This window comes from Salmonella sp. SSDFZ54 (assembly GCF_004010735.1).
Taxonomy (GTDB): domain Bacteria; phylum Pseudomonadota; class Gammaproteobacteria; order Enterobacterales; family Enterobacteriaceae; genus Salmonella; species Salmonella enterica.
The window spans coordinates 1,787,884-1,806,498 of record NZ_CP034819.1 but is presented as its reverse complement, the minus strand read 5'-3'; the positions used below and the strand labels follow the sequence as shown (position 1 = coordinate 1,806,498).

Below are 18,615 nucleotides of genomic sequence, written 5' to 3'. Positions count from 1 at the left end.
TCCAGGCGCTGAACCCCATTATTTTTGCATTTTTACGCAATCCATTGAAATTTGCCGCCCTTGTCGCCCCAGACAATGGGAATGACCATTCACAAGAGAGGGGTAAATTAATATCTCTTTGAATTTATGATTAAAAAAATGATTGTGTATAAAAATTATTCGTATCGGATTGCTGCGAAAGAAGTGTTACACTAGCGCATCTAAAATGAGTGCGGTATTAGCCATCGGGTTGCTGTGAAGCCTGGGGCGGTAGCGTGCTTTTTTCTGCTTATTTATCCGGACAATTTCAACCAAAGAGTCGCTTGTGGAAAAGCCATTTCGAAGAATTCTGATTATAAAAATGCGTTTTCATGGAGACATGTTACTTACCACCCCTGTCATCAGTACGCTGAAGCAGAATTATCCCGATGCAAAAATCGATGTGCTTCTTTACCAGAACACCATACCGATATTGTCGGAAAATCCGGAGATTAATGCACTCTACGGCATCAGTAATAAAGGCGCAGGAACAAAAGAGAAGATCAAAAACGCGCTATCGCTAATCAAAAAATTGCGTGCTAACTCGTATGATCTGGTCGTCAATCTCACCGATCAGTGGAGCGTGGCGCTTATTGTGCGTTTTTTAAACGCAAAAATAAAAATCTCGCAGGATTTCGGTAATCGTCAGTCTGCTTTATGGAAAAAAAGCTTTACGCATTTAGTACCTTATGCGGGAGAACATGCTGTTGAGCGCACATTATCCGCGCTAAAGCCGTTAGCGCTAAAACAGTATGTCACGGAAACCACCATGAGCTATCGCCCGGAACATTGGGAAAACATGCGACAACAGCTCAAACAACTTGGTGTGACCCGACAATATGTTGTTATTCAGCCTACGGCACGGCAGCTATTTAAGTGCTGGGATAATGATAAATTCTCTCAGGTTATTGATGCCGTGCAGCGCCGCGGTTATCAAGTTGTACTGACGTCAGGCCCGGCCGCAGACGAGATGGCCTGCGTGGATGCTATTGCACGCGGCTGTGAAACAAAACCGGCTACTGGTCTGGCGGGTAAAACTCGCTTTCCTGAATTGGGCGCGTTGATTGACCATGCGGATCTCTTTATCGGCGTTGATTCGGCCCCTGGTCATATTGCCGCAGCAGTCAAAACGCCGGTCATTTGCCTTTTCGGCGCGACGGATCATGTGTTCTGGCGTCCCTGGACCGACGACATCATTCAGTTTTGGGCAGGAAATTATCAGCCGATGCCTGAACGGCATGAGCTTGATCGTAATAAAAAATACCTTTCCGTGATTCCGGCTGAAGATGTTATCGCCGCGACGGAAAAAATGCTGCCGCATGAGGCACGCACCATAGATTTGGACAGCCTGCTATGAGAGTTGCCTTTTGCTTATATAAATATTTTCCTTTTGGCGGTCTGCAGCGTGATTTTATGCGCATTGCCCAAACCGTGGCGGCGCGAGGTCATCAGGTTCGTGTTTATACTCAGTCATGGGAAGGGGAATGCCCGGATAATTTTGAATTAATCCGCGTGCCGGTTAAATCCCGGACGAACCACGGTCGTAACGCAGAATATTATGCCTGGGTGCAACACCATTTGCGTGACCATCCTGTCGATCGGGTGGTTGGATTCAATAAGATGCCGGGCCTTGATGTGTATTACGCCGCAGACGTGTGTTATGCCGAAAAAGTCGCACAGGAAAAAGGTTTTTTCTATCGCCTGACATCACGCTATCGGCATTATGCTGCTTTTGAACGCGCCACGTTTGAACACGGCAAGCCGACGCAACTATTAATGCTGACGAATAAGCAGATTGCTGACTTCCAAAAACATTATCAGACTGAAGCGGAGCGTTTCCATATTCTTCCTCCGGGGATTTACCCGGACAGAAAATATAGCCAACAGATCCCAAACAGTCGTCAAATTTATCGTCAGAAAAATGGTATCTCAGAACAGCAAAAATTACTGTTGCAAGTAGGGTCTGACTTTACCCGTAAAGGTGTGGATCGCTCTATTGAAGCGCTGGCATCGCTACCCGAATCTTTACGGCAAAATACGGTGCTCTATGTTGTCGGGCAGGATAAGCCGAAGAAGTTTGCAGCACTGGCTGAAAGAAGCGGCGTCGGCACGAATGTGCATTTTTTCTCCGGACGTAATGATATCGCGGAGTTAATGGCAGCAGCCGACCTTTTACTGCATCCAGCCTATCAGGAAGCTGCAGGTATTGTTTTGCTGGAAGCCATTACTGCTGGTTTGCCGGTGCTGACAACTGCGGTGTGCGGTTATGCACATTATATTGTGGATGCAAACTGTGGCGAAGCGATGACTGAACCATTCCGCCAGGATGCGCTAAATGAGGTTTTACTCAAAGCGCTGACACAGCCTTCCTTACGCAACGCCTGGGCTGAAAATGCGCGGTATTATGCTGATACCCAGGATTTATACAGCTTACCGGAGAAGGCCGCAGATATTATTACAGGTGATTTAGATGGTTGAGCTGAAAGCGCCGTTAACCACACTATGGCGCGGTAAAGATGCTTTTGAGGAAGTGAAAACGTTACAGGGCGAAGTGTTCAGAGAGCTGGAGACGCGTCGAACATTGCGGTTTGAGCTGGACGGTAAAAGCTACTTCCTGAAGTGGCATAAAGGCACTTCGCTGAAAGAAATTGTGAAGAACCTGATTTCGTTACGTATGCCTGTTCTGGGCGCTGACAGAGAATGGCACGCTATTCATCGTCTACATGAGCTGGGCGTTGATACGATGCACGGCGTTGGTTTTGGTGAAAAAGGCGTAAACCCGCTAACCAGAACATCATTTATTATCACCGAAGATTTAACGCCTACCATTAGCCTTGAAGACTACTGTGCTGACTGGGCTGTTAATCCACCGGACGCGCAGGTGAAGTGGATGATCATTAAGCGTGTTGCGACTATGGTACGTAAAATGCACGCCGGGGGAATTAACCATCGCGACTGTTATATTTGCCACTTTCTTCTGCATTTACCTTTCACTGGTCGCGAAGAGGATTTAAAAATCTCCGTAATCGACCTGCATCGCGCGCAGATACGCCAGCACGTTCCCCTTCGCTGGCGTGACAAAGATTTAATTGGGCTTTATTTTTCTTCAATGAATATTGGCCTGACTCAGCGAGATATATTCCGGTTTATGCGTGAGTATTTCTCTCTCCCCCTGCGAGAGATTTTGCAAAAAGAATCGGGGTTGATTCATCAGGCAGATGTTAAAGCCGCTCGAATTAAAGAAAGAACAATAAGAAAAAATCTGTAATTATAATAATTATGCACTCAGTGAGTAATTTATGAGTGAGACAAGGATAGACAGAATGTCTGACATTAAAAGTTATATTTCAAACCAAAAAAACATAATTCAACATGATGATTTTTTTGGAAGAAGACTGGACATTGCTCTTTGCTTTGATCATGGTTTTATAATGCCAGCAGGTGTGGCAATATATTCCATTATCGAAAATAATAAAGATATTGACTACGCCTTAAAGCAAAAGAGAGATGTCAGGTAAAAATTACTCTATAGGGTTATATTACTATTTTTGCTATTTAATATCTAAAGTCTTTAGATTAAGGTTTTAACTCTGGGGTATATATGAAAATAGCATTTATTGGCGAAGCGGTATCTGGTTTTGGAGGGATGGAAACCGTTATTAGCAACGTTATCCATACGTTTGAAAATAGCTCTCCGAAAATCAACTGTGAAATGTTTTTCTTTTGTCGTAATGACAAAATGGATAAAGCATGGCTAAAAGAGATTAAATATGCGCAATCATTCTCAAATATAAAATTAAGTTTCCTTCGTCGAGCTAAGCATGTTTATAATTTTAGTCAGTGGCTGAAAGAAACGTCACCGGATATTGTGATATGTATTGATGTCATCTCATGTCTTTATGCCAATAAAGCACGAAAGAAAAGTGGTAAACAGTTTATTATTTTCTCGTGGCCACATTTTTCGCTCGACCATAAAAAACATGCAGAATGTATAACGTACGCGGATTATCATCTGGCCATCAGTAGTGGTATTAAAGAACAGATGATGACACGGGGTATCTCAGCGCAAGATATTAGCGTCGTTTATAATCCTGTCTCTATTAAAACAATCATTGTGCCGCCGCCTGAGCGCGATAAACCCGCTGTATTTCTCTATGTAGGGCGTCTTAAATTTGAAGGGCAGAAAAGAGTTAAAGATTTATTTGATGGCTTAGCTCGTACGACAGGGGAATGGCAGTTACATATTATTGGTGATGGCTCAGATTTTGAAAAGTGCCAGGCCTATAGTCGGGAGCTTGGTATTGAGCAGCGTGTGATCTGGTATGGTTGGCAAAGCGCGCCGTGGCAAGTCGTACAGCAAAAAATAAAAAATGTCACCGCGTTACTACTTACCTCTGCATTTGAGGGATTTCCTATGACCCTACTGGAAGCAATGTCATATGGAATTCCGTGTATTAGTTCTGATTGTATGTCTGGTCCGCGCGATATGATTAAACCCGGTTTGAATGGTGAGCTTTACACCACGGGGACTATAGATGATTTTGTAGGACACCTTAATCGCGTTATTTCTGGTGAAGTAAAATATCAGCATGATATTATTCCCGGCACGATTGAGAGATTTTACGATGTGCTATATTTTAAAAATTTTAATAATGCGATATTCTCGAAATTACAAAAGTGATCACTATGAGCAGAAAATATTTTGAAGAAGAAGTCATTCAACAGACTTTAGATTATAACTATGCACAACATAGTGATGCTGCTAAATTTAATATAGCTTATGGGATTGATAAAAACTTTCTTTTTGGCTGTGGTGTCTCTATTGCATCGGTTCTCCTCGCTAACCCAGAGAAGGCGTTAGCTTTCCATGTTTTTACCGATTTCTTTGGCTCTGAAGATCAGCAGCGATTTGAGGCATTAGCAAAACAGTACGCTACGCAGATTGTTGTTTACCTAATCGACTGTGAGCGCTTAAAATCGCTACCCAGTACCAAAAACTGGACCTATGCAACATACTTTAGATTCATTATTGCCGATTATTTTTCAGATAAAACAGATAGAGTACTTTATCTGGATGCAGATATTGCATGTAAGGGGAGTATTCAGGAACTTATTGATCTTAATTTTGCTGAAAATGAGATTGCAGCTGTCGTTGCTGAAGGCGAGTTGGAATGGTGGACTAAGCGCTCGGTTAGCCTGGCAACGCCTGGGCTGGTTTCTGGCTATTTTAATGCCGGTTTTATTTTAATTAACATACCTCTTTGGACCGCAGAAAATATCTCTAAGAAAGCGATTGAAATGCTAAAAGATCCGGAGGTAGTACAGCGCATAACGCACCTTGATCAGGATGTATTAAATATATTGTTAGTGAATAAAGCGCGTTTTGTTGATAAAAAATTTAATACACAATTTAGCCTTAACTATGAATTAAAAGATTCAGTTATTAATCCAGTCGATGCTGAGACTGTATTTGTTCATTATATCGGGCCAACGAAGCCCTGGCATAGTTGGGGGGCTTACCCTGTGTCACAATATTTTTTACAGGCTAAGAGCAACTCACCATGGTCTCATTGTGCACTTTTAAATCCAGTCACTAGCCATCAGTTACGTTATGCGGCAAAGCATATGTTTAATCAGAAGCATTATACTTCGGGTATAAATTATTATATAGCCTACTTTAAACGTAAACTTCTTGAATAAAACCCATAGGTGATGTAATGGATTCATTTCCTGAGATAGAAATAGCTGAATATAAAGTTTTTGATGAAAGTAATAATAATAATGATGATAACGTATTAAACATTTCTTATGGGGTTGATGAAAACTATCTTGATGGTGTGGGGGTATCAATCGCTTCAGTTGTATTAAACAATAATATCCCGCTCGCTTTTCACATTATTTGTGATTCATACTCCCCGTGTTTTGTAAAATATATAGAGCGTTTAGCCGTACAGCATCACATAAAAATTTCTCTTTATCTTATTAAAGTAGAAAGCCTTGAGGTATTGCCTCAAACTAAAGTATGGTCGAGAGCAATGTATTTTCGTTTATTTGCTTTCGATTATCTCAGCAAGAAGGTAAATACACTACTTTATTTGGATGCCGATGTTGTATGCAAAGGATCTTTGCAAGATCTTCTACAGCTTGATTTGACAGAGAAGATTGCTGCGGTCGTAAAAGATGTTGATTCCATCCAGAATAAGGTAAATGAGAGATTAAGAGCATTTAATTTACAAGGTGGTTATTTTAACTCCGGCGTGGTTTTTGTTAACCTGAAATTATGGAAAGAGAATGCCTTAACTGAAAAGGCATTTTTACTTCTGGCAGGTAAAGAAGCTGACTCTTTTAAATATCCCGATCAGGATGTTTTGAATATTCTCCTACAGGATAAAGTCATTTTTCTACCGCGACCATATAATACCATTTATACTATCAAAAGTGAGTTGAAAGATAAGTCACATAAAAAATATAGCGATATAATTAATGATAATACTGTTTTAATTCATTATACGGGCGCTACAAAACCATGGCATGCCTGGGCAAATTATCCTTCAGTTATCTATTATAAAAATGCACGACTGAACTCGCCCTGGAAGGATTTTCCCGCAAAAGATGCGCGTACCATAGTCGAATTTAAGAAGCGATATAAACATCTTCTCGTGCAGGGTCATTATTTTAAAGGCCTTATGGCTGGAAGCGCATATCTTTATCGTAAACTTTTCCACAAATAATTCCCCTCCCCAAATCTCCATTATGATTATTGAAAAAAAGATTAAAAACTATACCGTCTTTGTCAAAAAAGACGGTGAAAAATACATTGAGATATTCAAAGATTTTCTATCTTATAATCATCAGGTTATTAAAGTCTTTCGTAATATAGAAGATACAAAAGTTGTATTGATTAATACAGACTACGGAAAATATATTCTCAAAGTATTTAGTCCAAAAGTAAAAAATACTGAACGCTTTTTCAAATCGTTAGTAAAAGGAGATTACTACGAAAAGCTTTTTCATCAGACAGATCGTGTGCGGCGTGAAGGGTTTACGGCGCTTAATGATTTTTACCTGCTGGCGGAAATTAAAACATTACGCTATGTAAAAACATACGTGATGATAATTGAGTATATTGAAGGTATTGAACTTGTTGATATGCCAGAAATTTCTGACGAGGTGAGAGGGAAAATCAAACAGTCGATATATTCTCTGCATCAGCATGGTATGGTTTCGGGCGATCCCCATAAAGGTAACTTTATCCTGCAAGGCAATGAGATCAGAATTATCGATTTGTCCGGAAAAAGACCTTCCAGACAACGAAAAGCAAAGGATCGTATTGATTTAGAAAGACATTATGGTATCAAAAATAATGTGAGAGATATCGGATTTTACTTATTGATTTATAAGAAAAAACTTCGAAATTTCTTGCGTCGTATTAAGGGTAAGGAAAAGCGCTGATCAATGTAGCACGTTTGGTTTAATTTAAGGGGCTGACTGACTTTTATTTGCTGCAGCGTTATGACATACTTGAGAGAATTTGAGAAGTAATATTAGTTATTGAATATAACATTTATTTATAGGTTGCATGATAAACATACGAGTTTTTTATGGGCAGCGTTAACTTCATAACTCACGCCGATGTTCTGCAACTTATTGCGAAAAGAACGGCTGAAGATTGTATTATTTTTCTTTCTGGTCCTACGTCCAGAAAGACGCCGCTGTCCTTGTTACGAATGAAAGATGTCATTGCAGTCAATGGTTCTGTTCAATATTTGCTAAACAATAACGTCAAGCCATTTTTGTACCTTCTGACGGATGTTCGCTTCCTCCATCGCCGGCGCGAAGATTTTTATAACTTTAGCCGTAACAGTCAGTTTACTATCGTCAATCTTGATGTGTACGAACAGGCTTCAGTGGATGATCAAAAATATATTGAAGAAAACTGTTTAATTATTCGCTCCTTTTATCGCCGAGAAAAAGGGGGCTTTTTAAAGAAAATTAAATTTAATATCCTCAAGCGGGTTCATAAAGCATTACTTATTTCAGTTCCCCTTTCGAAAAGAGGGAGACTGGCTGGATTTTGCAAGGATATCAGCATCGGGTATTGCTCTTGCCATACTATTGCTTATACTGCTATTCAGGTTGCCTATTCCCTCAAGTATGGCCGTATTATATGTTCTGGGCTTGACTTAACAGGGAGTTGCCCACGTTTCTATGACGAATCTACCAGCCCTATGCCATCTGAGCTTAGTAAAGACCTGTTTAAAATACTGCCATTTTTTACTTTTATGAGAAAAAATGTGAGTGATTTAAATATCTTTAATTTATCAGATGATACTGCAATTCATTACGATATTATTCCATATATTACAGCCTCGGAACTTGAGGATGAAATATATTACGATAAAATTGTCTAGATACTAGATAAATCATTATTTTGCGTTGCTTCGGCACGCATTTCTTTTTCTATAAAGTTAACTATTCTGGATTATAGCTATTATGATTAAAAAAATCATATTTACTGTTACTCCTATATTTTCAATTCCTCCACGTGGCGCGGCTGCGGTAGAAACCTGGATTTACCAGGTTGCAAAACGACTATCAATACCGAATGCTATTGCTTGTATAAAGAATGCTGGCTATCCTGAATATAATAAAATAAACGATAACTGTGATATTCATTACATTGGGTTTAGTAAAGTTTATAAGCGTCTTTTTCAGAAATGGACTCGTCTAGACCCACTACCCTATTCCCAGCGCGTCCTTAATATTAGAGATAAAGTGACTACGCAGGAAGATAGCGTCATTGTTATTCATAATAGTATGAAACTGTATCGGCAGATCAGAGAGCGCAATCCGAATGCAAAACTGGTTATGCACATGCATAACGCATTTGAACCAGAACTTCCTGATAAGGATGCAAAAATTATCGTGCCCAGTCAGTTTCTTAAAGCGTTTTATGAAGAAAGATTGCCCGCCGCTGCTGTTAGTATTGTGCCTAATGGTTTTTGTGCTGAGACTTATAAAAGAAACCCACAAAATAACCTCCGTCAGCAATTAAATATTGCGGAAGATGCCACCGTTCTCTTATATGCCGGGAGAATTTCGCCTGATAAAGGCATCCTGTTGCTTTTGCAGGCGTTCAAACAATTACGTACTTTAAGAAGTAATATTAAACTTGTCGTTGTTGGCGACCCTTATGCAAGCCGCAAGGGTGAAAAAGCAGAGTATCAAAAGAAAGTACTGGACGCCGCAAAAGAGATTGGAACGGATTGTATTATGGCTGGGGGGCAATCTCCCGACCAGATGCATAACTTCTATCATATAGCCGATCTGGTTATTGTGCCATCTCAGGTTGAAGAAGCATTTTGCATGGTAGCTGTAGAAGCGATGGCAGCAGGAAAAGCGGTTCTTGCCAGCAAAAAAGGGGGGATTAGCGAATTTGTGTTAGATGGCATAACGGGCTATCACCTCGCAGAACCTATGTCGAGCGACAGTATAATTAATGATATTAACTGTGCGCTTGCTGATAAGGAACGCCACCAGATTGCCGAAAAAGCAAAATCCCTGGTGTTTTCAAAATACAGTTGGGAAAATGTAGCTCAGCGTTTCGAGGAACAAATGAAAAGCTGGTTTGATAAGTGATTGAGTCCGGACGATGGAAAACGCGCTGATACCGTAATAAGTATCAGCGCGTTTTTTTTATCTATTTCTTAGCGCCAACAGAAAACCAGTAATGATACCAATTTGAGCAATATCGACCTGTTCAAAATTGCCACGAACGATATAAAAACCGACGAAAGATAAAAATAGCAAGAGATGAGCATTGTAGGGGCTTATCTCTACTTTCCTGAAGGTAGAGCTGGCTGTTTCCCTGATGATAGCGCCATATAAATAGACCAGGCTCGCCAGACCCAATATGCCTGCACTAAACCAGATGTACAGAATGGTATTATGCGGACCGATAGATTCTTTAAAGGTCCACGTTGGATAATCGACAACGCGTTTATTATAAACACCATCATACACATCATTACCATAGCCGTAGCCCTTGATCGGGTTTTCCTGAATCAGTATCCACGCGGTGCCCTGGGTTCCGTTAGTATAACGATATGAGCTATCTGTCTGCTGTAATTTATACAGTAAATGTTCTGGGTCTGGTTTGTTATTATGTTGAGTGATAACCAAAGCGCCGATAATGGCTAATAAAATGGCACCAACTCCTATTAACTTCCATTGGCGGTTCAGTATTGCCCACAGAACACCTACTATAAGCACCGCCAACCATGCCCCTCGCGATAGGGTTCCCAGAATAAAGAAAAGGTAGATAGCGCTAAGCACCAAAAAAACCAACTTAATTGCATTTTTTCTAAACAGCCAAATATTCAATAATGCTGGAAATAAGAAAACCATGGAATCGGACATATGTCGATGCGCATAGCTTATGAATGGCATAATCCCTTTATTATAGTCCTCGATATACAGAATACTCTCTGCAAGGCAGCGAAGCCCTAAACTTGTTAAAAAGGAGAAAAGTACTATTTTCGCAACCGTTTCTTTTGTTTCATCTTTTAATAGTACGGGGATTAATAAAGTATATAATAAGAAACCCTCCAGTACCGTATTTTCAAATTCCTTGAAACTTTCTTTCATATCTGGCGATATGAGTATGGAATAAACAAGGATTAATGATAATACTGCTACGCTATAAAATACGCTATTTTTGAAAAGAGGAGAAAAACTTTTCGGTGAGCGTGAGACCTGATAAATCGCGGTGATAACCATAAGTATGATTATCAAATGTTTATAACGCGTAATACCATCCAGAAAATACGTGGCAACAAAAAGAAAAACCAGCGCTTTATTCCAGATCGGCTTCCATTTCTCTTTATTTAACGTTAATGATGTGGTTAGCATCTTTTCTCCACAATAGGTTTGGGATGAGACAGAGTCTCTTTAATGAATCTTTCCAAATACGCTTGTGGCATCTAAATTCGCCAGGTTCTGTTCTGGTGAGCAGCATGCCATTTGGTTCTTCCCATAACCTCCAATTAACCCAGGGTCCGTTGGGCCATATAGCGTAATATTCGGTCTGTCGAGCGCGGCGGTGAGATGGCTCAGGCCGGTATCAACCGATACGACAAATTTTGCGCCAGCCAGCACTCTGGCGACCTCCTCCAGGCTCATGCGCGGTAACACATCCACATAGTCAAATCCTTCGGCCAGTCGTTTAGCACGGGCCTCCTCATGAGGCGCGCCCCAGGGAAGTTTTATCCGTAATCCGGTGTTGCCCACCAGGCCGATAAGCTCGCGCCAGTTTGCTTCCGGCCAGTGTTTATCATCGCGGGTCGTGGCATGTAAAAATACCGCATATGGATCGCTAACCGCCTGCTGGCAATGCAGAAAATGTTTTGCGATGGCATAATCGCCCTGCGACTGCGGTTTATCGTATCCCAGGCTTTTGGCGAACAGCTCGCGCGTCCGTTCAACCGCATGTTGTTGCTTTGCGATATGGTGTTTACGGTTATAAAACAGGCTGGCCAGCGGTTCGCGGGCGGTACTCCAGTCCATACCGTGCTTTATCCCATGCGCCAGACGCGTCACCAGCGCCGCGCTTTTTACCAGCCCCTGCGCATCAATCACAGCGTCGTATTGGTATGCGCATACCGCCCGATGAAAGGCTATGCGTTCCGCTTTAATGGGCGCGGAAAACCAGGCCTTGCGCCAACGGCGAATAGCGACGGGAATCACGCGATCGACAGCACTGTGCCAGGACGGAATTTGCGCAAACCCTTCTTCGACAACCCAATCAAATTGAATCCCCGGAATCGCCTGTTGCGCGTCGGTAAGCGCAGGCAGGGTATGTAATACGTCGCCCATCGATGATGTTTTAACGATCAAAACCCGCATTAAACGCCCTCTTCCGACAACAGCGAATGAAGCTCTTCCAGAACCCGCTGCGGCGTGATATCGATCAGGCTCTGGTGATAGCCTTGCGCCGTATCGCCTTTACGCACTTTGTGATAACCCGTAATGAGACGAATCACCCGGGCCTTATGAGACAGCGGTGGCGTGAAATCCGGGCTACTTGGGCCATACAAGGCGACCAGCGGGCGGTCGAGCGCCGCCGCGACGTGCATCAGCCCGGAATCGTTGGTGACGATGGCTTTACAGGCGGCTATCAGAATGACGGCCTGTTCCAGCTGGGTTTCCCCCGCCAGGTTGCGGCACCATGCCTGCTGCTCGCTATTCAGCGCCGCCAGGATCTCATTTCCGGCTTCATGGTCTTTTGCCGAGCCAAACAGTACGACCTGATACCCTTCGTTAATGAGTTGCTTTGCCAGTTCGGCGTAGTGATAGTGCGGCCAACGTTTTGCCGGGCCAAATTCCGCGCCGGGGCAAAAGCCGATCAGAGGACGTTCAGAAGATAGTGAAAAGTCGCTGCACATCAGCGACTTTTCACCCTCGCTAACCTGGAGCTGTGGCCAGAGTAGCGGCTGCGGCAGATCTTTCGCCGTGCGCATCACGCCCTTGTCATAAGCCAGCGCCACGTAGCGCTCCACCATCAGCGGCCAGGCGTCTTTATCAAGGACGCGCGCATCGTTCAGCAGGCCATAGCGCATTTCGCCGCGCCAGCCGGTACGGTGCGGGATATTGGCAAAGAAAGGAATCAGCGCCGATTTAAACGAATTTGGCAGCACCCAGGCGCGATCGTAGCGCTTCTCTCGCAGGCTATGGCCCAATCTGCGGCGCTCGCCGATTTCCAGCGCGCCGTGGCCCAGCGGCATGGGTATCGCCTCGTTAACTTCCGGCATACGCGATAACAACGGACGGCACCAGGCTGGCGCCATCACGTCGATTATCGCCTGGGGATAGCGCGCTTTAAGCGTGCGATAGAGACTTTGCGACATCATCATGTCGCCCACCCAGGACGGGCCAATGACCAAAATTTTCATACTTACGCGTCGCGGTTCAGCCAGGCCATATACTCCGTGACGCCTTCGGCGACGGTCTTAAAGGGTTTGTCATAGCCCGCGTTGCGTAGATTGGTTAAATCCGCCTGCGTAAACGCCTGATAGCGACCTTTCAGCTTATCCGGGAACGGAATGTATTCAATGCTGCCTTTTTTATGGTATGCCAGCGTCGCGTCGGCGACGGCCTGGAAAGATTCCGCACGGCCTGTGCCCAGGTTAAAGATGCCGGACTTGCCGCTTTCCAGGAACCACAGGTTAACGGCGGCCACATCGCCCACGTAAACGAAGTCGCGCTTGAAGTTTTCGCTGCCTTCAAACAGTTTCGGGCTTTCGCCGTTGTTTAACTGTGTATTCAGATGAAATGCCACGCTTGCCATGCTGCCTTTATGGCCTTCACGTGGTCCATAGACGTTGAAATAGCGGAAACCGACAATCTGCGAGTTCGCTTCTGGCAGGATCTGGCGCACATATTCATCAAACAGGAATTTAGAATAGCCGTAAACGTTAAGCGGTTTTTCGTATTCGCGCGATTCGATGAAATCAGACGTGCGACCGCCATAGGTGGCGGCAGAAGAGGCATAGAGGAACGGGATTTCGCGCTCAAGACAATAGTGCAGCAGCTCTTTGGAGTATTGATAGTTATTATCCATCATATACTTGCCGTCCCACTCGGTGGTGGAAGAGCAGGCGCCTTCATGGAAAATAGCTTCGATATCGCCGAGCTCTTCTCCGGACATAATCTGGATCAGGAAATCTTCCTTATCCATATAGTCAGCAATGTTCAGATCCACCAGGTTTACAAACTTGGTGCCGTCTTTCAGGTTATCCACCACCAGAATATCGGTGATACCTTTATCATTCAGGGCCTTAACGATATTGCTGCCGATAAAGCCCGCGCCGCCGGTAACGATGATCATAACTGTAACCTTTGAATTATGGTGTCAGAGACTGTCTCAGACATGAATGCTCTTATCATAACACTATTCATCCATTCACTGATAACCCGTGAGGATACGCGTGATTTATGCTGCATTTTAAAGAAGTGATGACGCGTCATCTCGTATCAACGTATCGCTTTGGGTAATATGTGCTGAAATTTGCCCAGTCTGGAGAATCGCAATGCGTGGGGATTTTTACAAACAGTTAACCAACGATCTGGAAACCGCTCGGGCGGAAGGATTGTTTAAAGAAGAGCGCATTATTACATCTGCGCAGCAGGCGGATATCACCGTGGCGGATGGAAGCCACGTTATTAACTTTTGCGCCAATAACTATCTCGGGCTGGCGAATCACCCTGAGCTGATTAATGCCGCAAAAGCGGGCATGGACAGCCACGGTTTCGGTATGGCGTCCGTGCGTTTTATCTGCGGCACCCAGGACAGCCACAAAGCGCTGGAGCAAAAGCTGGCAAGCTTCCTCGGCATGGAAGATGCGATTCTGTATTCCTCCTGTTTCGACGCTAACGGCGGCTTGTTTGAGACGTTGCTGGGCGCGGAAGACGCTATTATTTCCGACGCGCTGAACCACGCGTCTATCATTGACGGCGTGCGTTTGTGTAAAGCGAAGCGCTATCGCTATGCCAACAACGATATGGCTGAGCTGGAAGCGCGGCTGAAAGAGGCGCGTGAGGCCGGCGCGCGTCATGTCCTGATCGCCACCGACGGCGTGTTCTCAATGGATGGCGTCATCGCCAATCTGAAAGGCGTCTGTGATCTGGCCGATAAATACGATGCGCTGGTGATGGTTGATGATTCTCACGCGGTAGGCTTTGTCGGCGAAAACGGTCGTGGTTCCCATGAATACTGCGACGTAATGGGCCGCGTAGATATTATTACCGGTACGCTGGGCAAAGCGTTAGGCGGCGCATCCGGCGGCTATACCGCGGCGCGCAAAGAGGTCGTTGAGTGGTTGCGTCAGCGTTCCCGCCCATATCTGTTCTCCAACTCCCTGGCGCCGGCGATCGTGGCGGCTTCTATTAAAGTGTTAGAGATGGTGGAAGCGGGCGCAGAACTGCGCGATCGCTTGTGGGCGAACGCCCGGCAGTTCCGTGAGCAGATGTCTGCCGCGGGATTTACGTTGGCAGGCGCGGATCACGCCATCATCCCGGTAATGCTGGGAGATGCGGTTGTCGCGCAGAAATTTGCCCGCGAACTGCAAAAAGAGGGCATTTACGTTACCGGTTTCTTCTATCCGGTCGTACCAAAAGGTCAGGCGCGTATTCGTACCCAGATGTCTGCGGCGCATACGCCTGAGCAAATTACGCGTGCGGTAGACGCGTTCACGCGTATTGGTAAACAACTGGGCGTGATTGCCTGAGGATGTAAGATGAAAGCGTTATCCAAACTGAAAGCGGAAGAGGGCATCTGGATGACCGACGTTCCGGAACCGGAAGTCGGCCATAACGATTTGCTGATTAAAATCCGTAAAACAGCCATCTGCGGTACTGACGTTCACATCTATAACTGGGATGACTGGTCGCAAAAAACCATCCCGGTTCCGATGGTCGTGGGGCATGAATATGTCGGCGAAGTGGTCGGCATCGGTCAGGAAGTGAAAGGCTTTAAAATCGGCGATCGCGTCTCCGGCGAAGGTCATATCACCTGCGGTCATTGCCGCAACTGCCGTGGCGGTCGTACTCACCTGTGTCGCAACACCACCGGCGTGGGTGTCAATCGTCCCGGCTGCTTCGCGGAATACCTGGTCATCCCGGCGTTCAATGCGTTTAAAATCCCGGATAACATTTCTGATGATTTAGCCTCTATTTTCGACCCGTTTGGTAATGCGGTGCATACGGCGCTGTCTTTCGATCTGGTCGGCGAAGATGTACTGGTATCGGGGGCGGGGCCAATCGGTGTAATGGCCGCCGCGGTGGCGAAACATGTCGGCGCGCGTCATGTGGTGATTACTGACGTCAATGAATACCGTCTGGAGCTGGCGCGTAAAATGGGCGTCACCCGCGCGGTCAACGTCGCGAAAGAGAGCCTGAACGACGTCATGGCGGAGCTGGGAATGACCGAAGGGTTCGATGTGGGTCTGGAGATGTCCGGCGCGCCGCCGGCGTTTCGTACCATGCTGGACACCATGAATCACGGCGGTCGTATTGCGATGCTGGGGATTCCGCCATCAGATATGTCTATCGACTGGACAAAAGTTATCTTTAAGGGCTTGTTCATTAAAGGTATTTATGGTCGTGAGATGTTCGAAACGTGGTACAAAATGGCGGCGCTGATCCAGTCCGGTCTGGATCTGTCACCGATTATCACCCATCGTTTCTCTGTTGATGATTTCCAGAAAGGTTTTGACGCCATGCGTTCAGGCCAGTCAGGAAAAGTTATTCTGAGCTGGGATTAATATGTATAGAGACCCGATAATTTTATCGGGTCTGATATACGTTTCATCGTAAAAGGTTGGTGTCATTCACCAACCTTTTTTGTTAGGGAAAATCTGGAAAGCCGTAAAGAATTGTCATAGACATCAAGCATTCGTAATTGCGCTTTACTCTTATTTTACTCGCTAACGTCACGCTCTACTCTGAGTTTTGTGCTTGCTTTTTACTGTAAAAATTAATTATGGCGGCTTAATAGTTTCTTAATAGAGCCACAGTATAAAGGCAGGGTAAATTAAGGTTTTTCTGGTAATCGTTATGAAAAATAGTAAAACCAAAGTGAGTATCATTGTCCCGTTATATAATGCGGGAGCGGATTTTAATGCTTGCATGGCGTCGTTAATCGCGCAAACGTGGTCGGCGCTGGAAATTATTATTGTGAATGATGGATCGACGGATCATTCCGTTGAGATAGCAAAACATTACGCGGAACATTACCCGCATGTTCGACTGCTTCATCAGGCCAATGCTGGCGCATCTGTCGCCCGTAATCTTGGCCTGCAAGCAGCGACCGGCGATTATGTCGCCTTTGTCGATGCAGATGACCTGGTCTACCCGAAGATGTATGAAACGCTGATGACCATGGCGCTTAACGATGATCTGGACGTTGCGCAGTGCAACGCGGACTGGTGCGTCCGAAAAACCGGGCACGCCTGGCAATCTATTCCGACCGATCGTCTGCGTTCCACCGGGGTATTAAGCGGACCGGATTGGTTGCGTATGGCGTTGGCCTCGCGACGCTGGACGCATGTTGTCTGGATGGGCGTTTATCGACGTGCGTTAATTACCGATAACAATATTACTTTCGTTCCCGGACTACATCATCAGGACATATTATGGTCGACGGAAGTTATGTTTAATGCCACGCGCGTACGTTATACCGAACAATCATTATATAAATATTTCCTGCATGATAATTCGGTAAGCCGTTTGCAAAGACAAGGCAATAAAAATCTTAATTATCAGCGGCATTATATTAAAATTACGCGCTTATTAGAAAAGCTCAATCGTGATTATGCCCGTCGTATTCCGATTTACCCGGAGTTTCGCCAGCAAATTACCTGGGAAGCGTTACGCGTTTGTCATGCGGTACGTAAAGAGCCTGATATTTTGACCCGCCAGCGTATGATTGCCGAAATTTTTACTTCTGGCATGTATAGACGGATGATGGCTAACGTCCGCAGCGCGAAAGCGGCTTATCAGACGCTGCTCTGGTCTTTCCGGCTGTGGCAATGGCGCGACAAAACCTTGTCGCACCGTCGTATGGCCCGTAAGGCGCTCAATCTGTCTTAGCGCTCACGTTTTTAGGCGCGGCGATTTTCCCCCAGCCTTGCCACTGATGCTGAAACCAGACAACCACGGAACTTTGCGTAATGCTCTCGCCGATGACGCTGAAAAAGCGCGTAGCGTAGACCGGTTGCAGCGGTTTTTTCGGCTTGCACATCTTCACGCCGCGAAAGGGATTGCGCGGCGCGTCAATTTTCTGCGGCGTCACACCAGGTCGGGACGTATCTACCTGCGGTTCGTTGAGCAGGCTGCCTGGGCGTACCAGGGTGATATCCGCCGGCAGGCGATAAACCATCTGTTGCAGCACGCGAACCGTTGCGGGATGCGGATGTCCAATCGCGATAGCGGAACCGTTGCGACGGGCCAGTTCGATAGCGCGATTAAACTGACGGCGGATATCCGCCTCGTTTTGCGTATCGTCGAGGAACACTTTACGCTTGATCACTTTCACACCCGTACCGGATGCCGCGCGCATCGCCTGGCTATTGCCAATCGTCATGCTGTCGAGAAAATAGAGATTGTAATGTTCCAGCGCCTGCATAACTTTTTGCATACCGAACAGGCTGGAAGTCATTGCGCTGCCCATGTGGTTATTAAGCCCGACGGCATACGGCACGTTGTTTACCGCCTCGCGGATAATGCGCTCGATCTCATCGCTGCTCATATCTGGTCGCAGCGTATCCTTCTCCAGCGGCTGTTTGCTTAGCGGCGCCATCGGCAGATGGATTAACACCTCATGCCCGCTGTTGTGCGCTTTAGTTGCCATTTCGCGCGCGTGCGGCGCGTTGGGCAGTACGGCGACGGAAATGTTTGGCGGCAGCGCCAGAACCTGGTTTTCCGTGTGCGGGCGATAGCCAAAATCATCAATCACGATGGCGAGCTTGCCAGCGAAAACGGGATGTGCAAACGCCAGCAAAGTGGCCAGCGTGAGAATGGAGCGACGAAACTGAGGCAAAA

The 18,615-nt window shown here is 45.4% G+C and carries 18 protein-coding genes; 13 read left to right on the top strand and 5 right to left on the bottom strand.

From position 1 onward, the window contains the following. Positions 1–304: 304 nt before the first annotated feature. The 10 genes from rfaQ to EOS97_RS08980 all read left to right on the top strand — a co-directional run bounded on the left by rfaQ (position 305) and on the right by EOS97_RS08980 (position 9,657). Entirely contained in the window at positions 305–1,375 is a 1,071-nt protein-coding gene (gene rfaQ, locus EOS97_RS09025) for a lipopolysaccharide core heptosyltransferase RfaQ (RefSeq protein ID WP_001805169.1), read from the top strand. Further along, positions 1,372–2,496, top strand: coding sequence for a glycosyltransferase family 4 protein (locus EOS97_RS09020; RefSeq protein WP_001261577.1), 1,125 nt, complete (start codon positions 1,372–1,374; stop codon positions 2,494–2,496). Before rfaQ ends, EOS97_RS09020 begins: the two co-directional genes overlap by 4 nt. Further along, positions 2,489–3,286 (top strand): lipopolysaccharide core heptose(I) kinase RfaP, encoded by a 798-nt coding sequence (gene rfaP, locus EOS97_RS09015; protein ID WP_000229825.1) that lies wholly within the window; start codon positions 2,489–2,491, stop codon positions 3,284–3,286. The genes EOS97_RS09020 and rfaP overlap by 8 nt, the downstream gene beginning before the upstream one ends. A gap of 55 nt (positions 3,287–3,341) precedes the next feature. Then, a complete protein-coding gene (locus tag EOS97_RS09010) occupies positions 3,342–3,536 on the top strand; it encodes a hypothetical protein (protein ID WP_001537634.1) in 195 nt (64 codons plus the stop codon). Positions 3,537–3,619: 83 nt separating this feature from the next. Further along, on the top strand, positions 3,620–4,699 hold the full coding sequence (gene waaB / locus EOS97_RS09005; RefSeq protein WP_000683979.1) for a lipopolysaccharide 1,6-galactosyltransferase: 1,080 nt from the start codon (positions 3,620–3,622) through the stop codon (positions 4,697–4,699). Between the two features lie 5 nt (positions 4,700–4,704). Further along, complete coding sequence (gene waaO, locus EOS97_RS09000; protein ID WP_000088475.1) at positions 4,705–5,718, top strand: lipopolysaccharide 3-alpha-galactosyltransferase; 1,014 nt, start codon at positions 4,705–4,707, stop codon at positions 5,716–5,718. Positions 5,719–5,735: 17 nt separating this feature from the next. Continuing rightward, a complete protein-coding gene (rfaJ, locus tag EOS97_RS08995) occupies positions 5,736–6,749 on the top strand; it encodes a lipopolysaccharide 1,2-glucosyltransferase RfaJ (protein ID WP_000376873.1) in 1,014 nt (337 codons plus the stop codon). A 22-nt stretch (positions 6,750–6,771) separates the two neighbouring features. Then, positions 6,772–7,470, top strand: a complete 699-nt coding sequence (gene rfaY, locus EOS97_RS08990; protein ID WP_000582810.1) for a lipopolysaccharide core heptose(II) kinase RfaY — start codon at positions 6,772–6,774, stop codon at positions 7,468–7,470. Positions 7,471–7,619: 149 nt separating this feature from the next. Then, complete coding sequence (gene waaZ / locus EOS97_RS08985) at positions 7,620–8,429, top strand: 3-deoxy-D-manno-oct-2-ulosonate III transferase WaaZ (protein ID WP_000536017.1); 810 nt, start codon at positions 7,620–7,622, stop codon at positions 8,427–8,429. An 82-nt stretch (positions 8,430–8,511) separates the two neighbouring features. Continuing rightward, positions 8,512–9,657 carry a lipopolysaccharide N-acetylglucosaminyltransferase gene (locus EOS97_RS08980; protein ID WP_000591822.1) on the top strand — a complete coding sequence of 382 codons (1,146 nt, stop codon included), beginning with the start codon at positions 8,512–8,514 and terminating at the stop codon, positions 9,655–9,657. A gap of 57 nt (positions 9,658–9,714) precedes the next feature. On the opposite strand, the gene rfaL is transcribed toward EOS97_RS08980, so the two are convergent. Genes rfaL through rfaD form a run of 4 tightly spaced genes read right to left on the bottom strand, consistent with a single transcriptional unit; the run spans position 9,715 to position 13,903 of the window. Continuing rightward, positions 9,715–10,929 carry an O-antigen ligase RfaL gene (gene rfaL, locus EOS97_RS08975; RefSeq protein WP_000958466.1) on the bottom strand — a complete coding sequence of 405 codons (1,215 nt, stop codon included), beginning with the start codon at positions 10,927–10,929 and terminating at the stop codon, positions 9,715–9,717. Between the two features lie 39 nt (positions 10,930–10,968). Continuing rightward, complete coding sequence (rfaC, locus tag EOS97_RS08970) at positions 10,969–11,922, bottom strand: lipopolysaccharide heptosyltransferase RfaC (protein ID WP_001264610.1); 954 nt, start codon at positions 11,920–11,922, stop codon at positions 10,969–10,971. Continuing rightward, positions 11,922–12,968: an ADP-heptose--LPS heptosyltransferase RfaF gene (gene rfaF / locus EOS97_RS08965; protein ID WP_000699196.1), complete on the bottom strand. Its 1,047-nt coding sequence runs from the start codon at positions 12,966–12,968 to the stop codon at positions 11,922–11,924. The genes rfaC and rfaF overlap by 1 nt, the downstream gene beginning before the upstream one ends. Before the next feature lie 2 nt (positions 12,969–12,970). Further along, a complete protein-coding gene (gene rfaD, locus EOS97_RS08960; RefSeq protein ID WP_000587771.1) occupies positions 12,971–13,903 on the bottom strand; it encodes an ADP-glyceromanno-heptose 6-epimerase in 933 nt (310 codons plus the stop codon). Between the two features lie 202 nt (positions 13,904–14,105). Between rfaD and kbl the strand changes: the two genes are divergently transcribed. From kbl to EOS97_RS08945, 3 genes are all read left to right on the top strand, one after another. Next, positions 14,106–15,302, top strand: coding sequence for a glycine C-acetyltransferase (gene kbl / locus EOS97_RS08955; protein WP_001213790.1), 1,197 nt, complete (start codon positions 14,106–14,108; stop codon positions 15,300–15,302). 9 nt (positions 15,303–15,311) lie between these two features. Continuing rightward, a complete protein-coding gene (tdh, locus tag EOS97_RS08950) occupies positions 15,312–16,337 on the top strand; it encodes an L-threonine 3-dehydrogenase (protein ID WP_000645991.1) in 1,026 nt (341 codons plus the stop codon). A 292-nt stretch (positions 16,338–16,629) separates the two neighbouring features. Beyond that, on the top strand, positions 16,630–17,664 hold the full coding sequence (locus EOS97_RS08945; RefSeq protein WP_000798200.1) for a glycosyltransferase: 1,035 nt from the start codon (positions 16,630–16,632) through the stop codon (positions 17,662–17,664). On the opposite strand, the gene EOS97_RS08940 is transcribed toward EOS97_RS08945, so the two are convergent. Then, the gene (locus EOS97_RS08940; protein WP_001135519.1) at positions 17,651–18,613 is read right to left on the bottom strand and encodes a divergent polysaccharide deacetylase family protein; all 963 of its coding nucleotides are present in this window, start codon (positions 18,611–18,613) and stop codon (positions 17,651–17,653) included. The genes EOS97_RS08945 and EOS97_RS08940 overlap by 14 nt on opposite strands. Between the last annotated feature and the right edge of the window lie 2 nt (positions 18,614–18,615).

Coding starts and splice junctions, on each gene's coding strand:
- EOS97_RS09020 (WP_001261577.1), top strand. CDS start 1,372: ATGAGAGTTGCCTTTTGCTTATATAAATATTTTCCTTTTGGCGGTCTG.
- rfaP (WP_000229825.1), top strand. CDS start 2,489: ATGGTTGAGCTGAAAGCGCCGTTAACCACACTATGGCGCGGTAAAGAT.
- EOS97_RS09010 (WP_001537634.1), top strand. CDS start 3,342: ATGTCTGACATTAAAAGTTATATTTCAAACCAAAAAAACATAATTCAA.
- waaB (WP_000683979.1), top strand. CDS start 3,620: ATGAAAATAGCATTTATTGGCGAAGCGGTATCTGGTTTTGGAGGGATG.
- waaO (WP_000088475.1), top strand. CDS start 4,705: ATGAGCAGAAAATATTTTGAAGAAGAAGTCATTCAACAGACTTTAGAT.
- rfaJ (WP_000376873.1), top strand. CDS start 5,736: ATGGATTCATTTCCTGAGATAGAAATAGCTGAATATAAAGTTTTTGAT.
- rfaY (WP_000582810.1), top strand. CDS start 6,772: ATGATTATTGAAAAAAAGATTAAAAACTATACCGTCTTTGTCAAAAAA.
- waaZ (WP_000536017.1), top strand. CDS start 7,620: ATGGGCAGCGTTAACTTCATAACTCACGCCGATGTTCTGCAACTTATT.
- EOS97_RS08980 (WP_000591822.1), top strand. CDS start 8,512: ATGATTAAAAAAATCATATTTACTGTTACTCCTATATTTTCAATTCCT.
- rfaL (WP_000958466.1), bottom strand. CDS start 10,929: ATGCTAACCACATCATTAACGTTAAATAAAGAGAAATGGAAGCCGATC.
- rfaC (WP_001264610.1), bottom strand. CDS start 11,922: ATGCGGGTTTTGATCGTTAAAACATCATCGATGGGCGACGTATTACAT.
- rfaF (WP_000699196.1), bottom strand. CDS start 12,968: ATGAAAATTTTGGTCATTGGCCCGTCCTGGGTGGGCGACATGATGATG.
- rfaD (WP_000587771.1), bottom strand. CDS start 13,903: ATGATCATCGTTACCGGCGGCGCGGGCTTTATCGGCAGCAATATCGTT.
- kbl (WP_001213790.1), top strand. CDS start 14,106: ATGCGTGGGGATTTTTACAAACAGTTAACCAACGATCTGGAAACCGCT.
- tdh (WP_000645991.1), top strand. CDS start 15,312: ATGAAAGCGTTATCCAAACTGAAAGCGGAAGAGGGCATCTGGATGACC.
- EOS97_RS08945 (WP_000798200.1), top strand. CDS start 16,630: ATGAAAAATAGTAAAACCAAAGTGAGTATCATTGTCCCGTTATATAAT.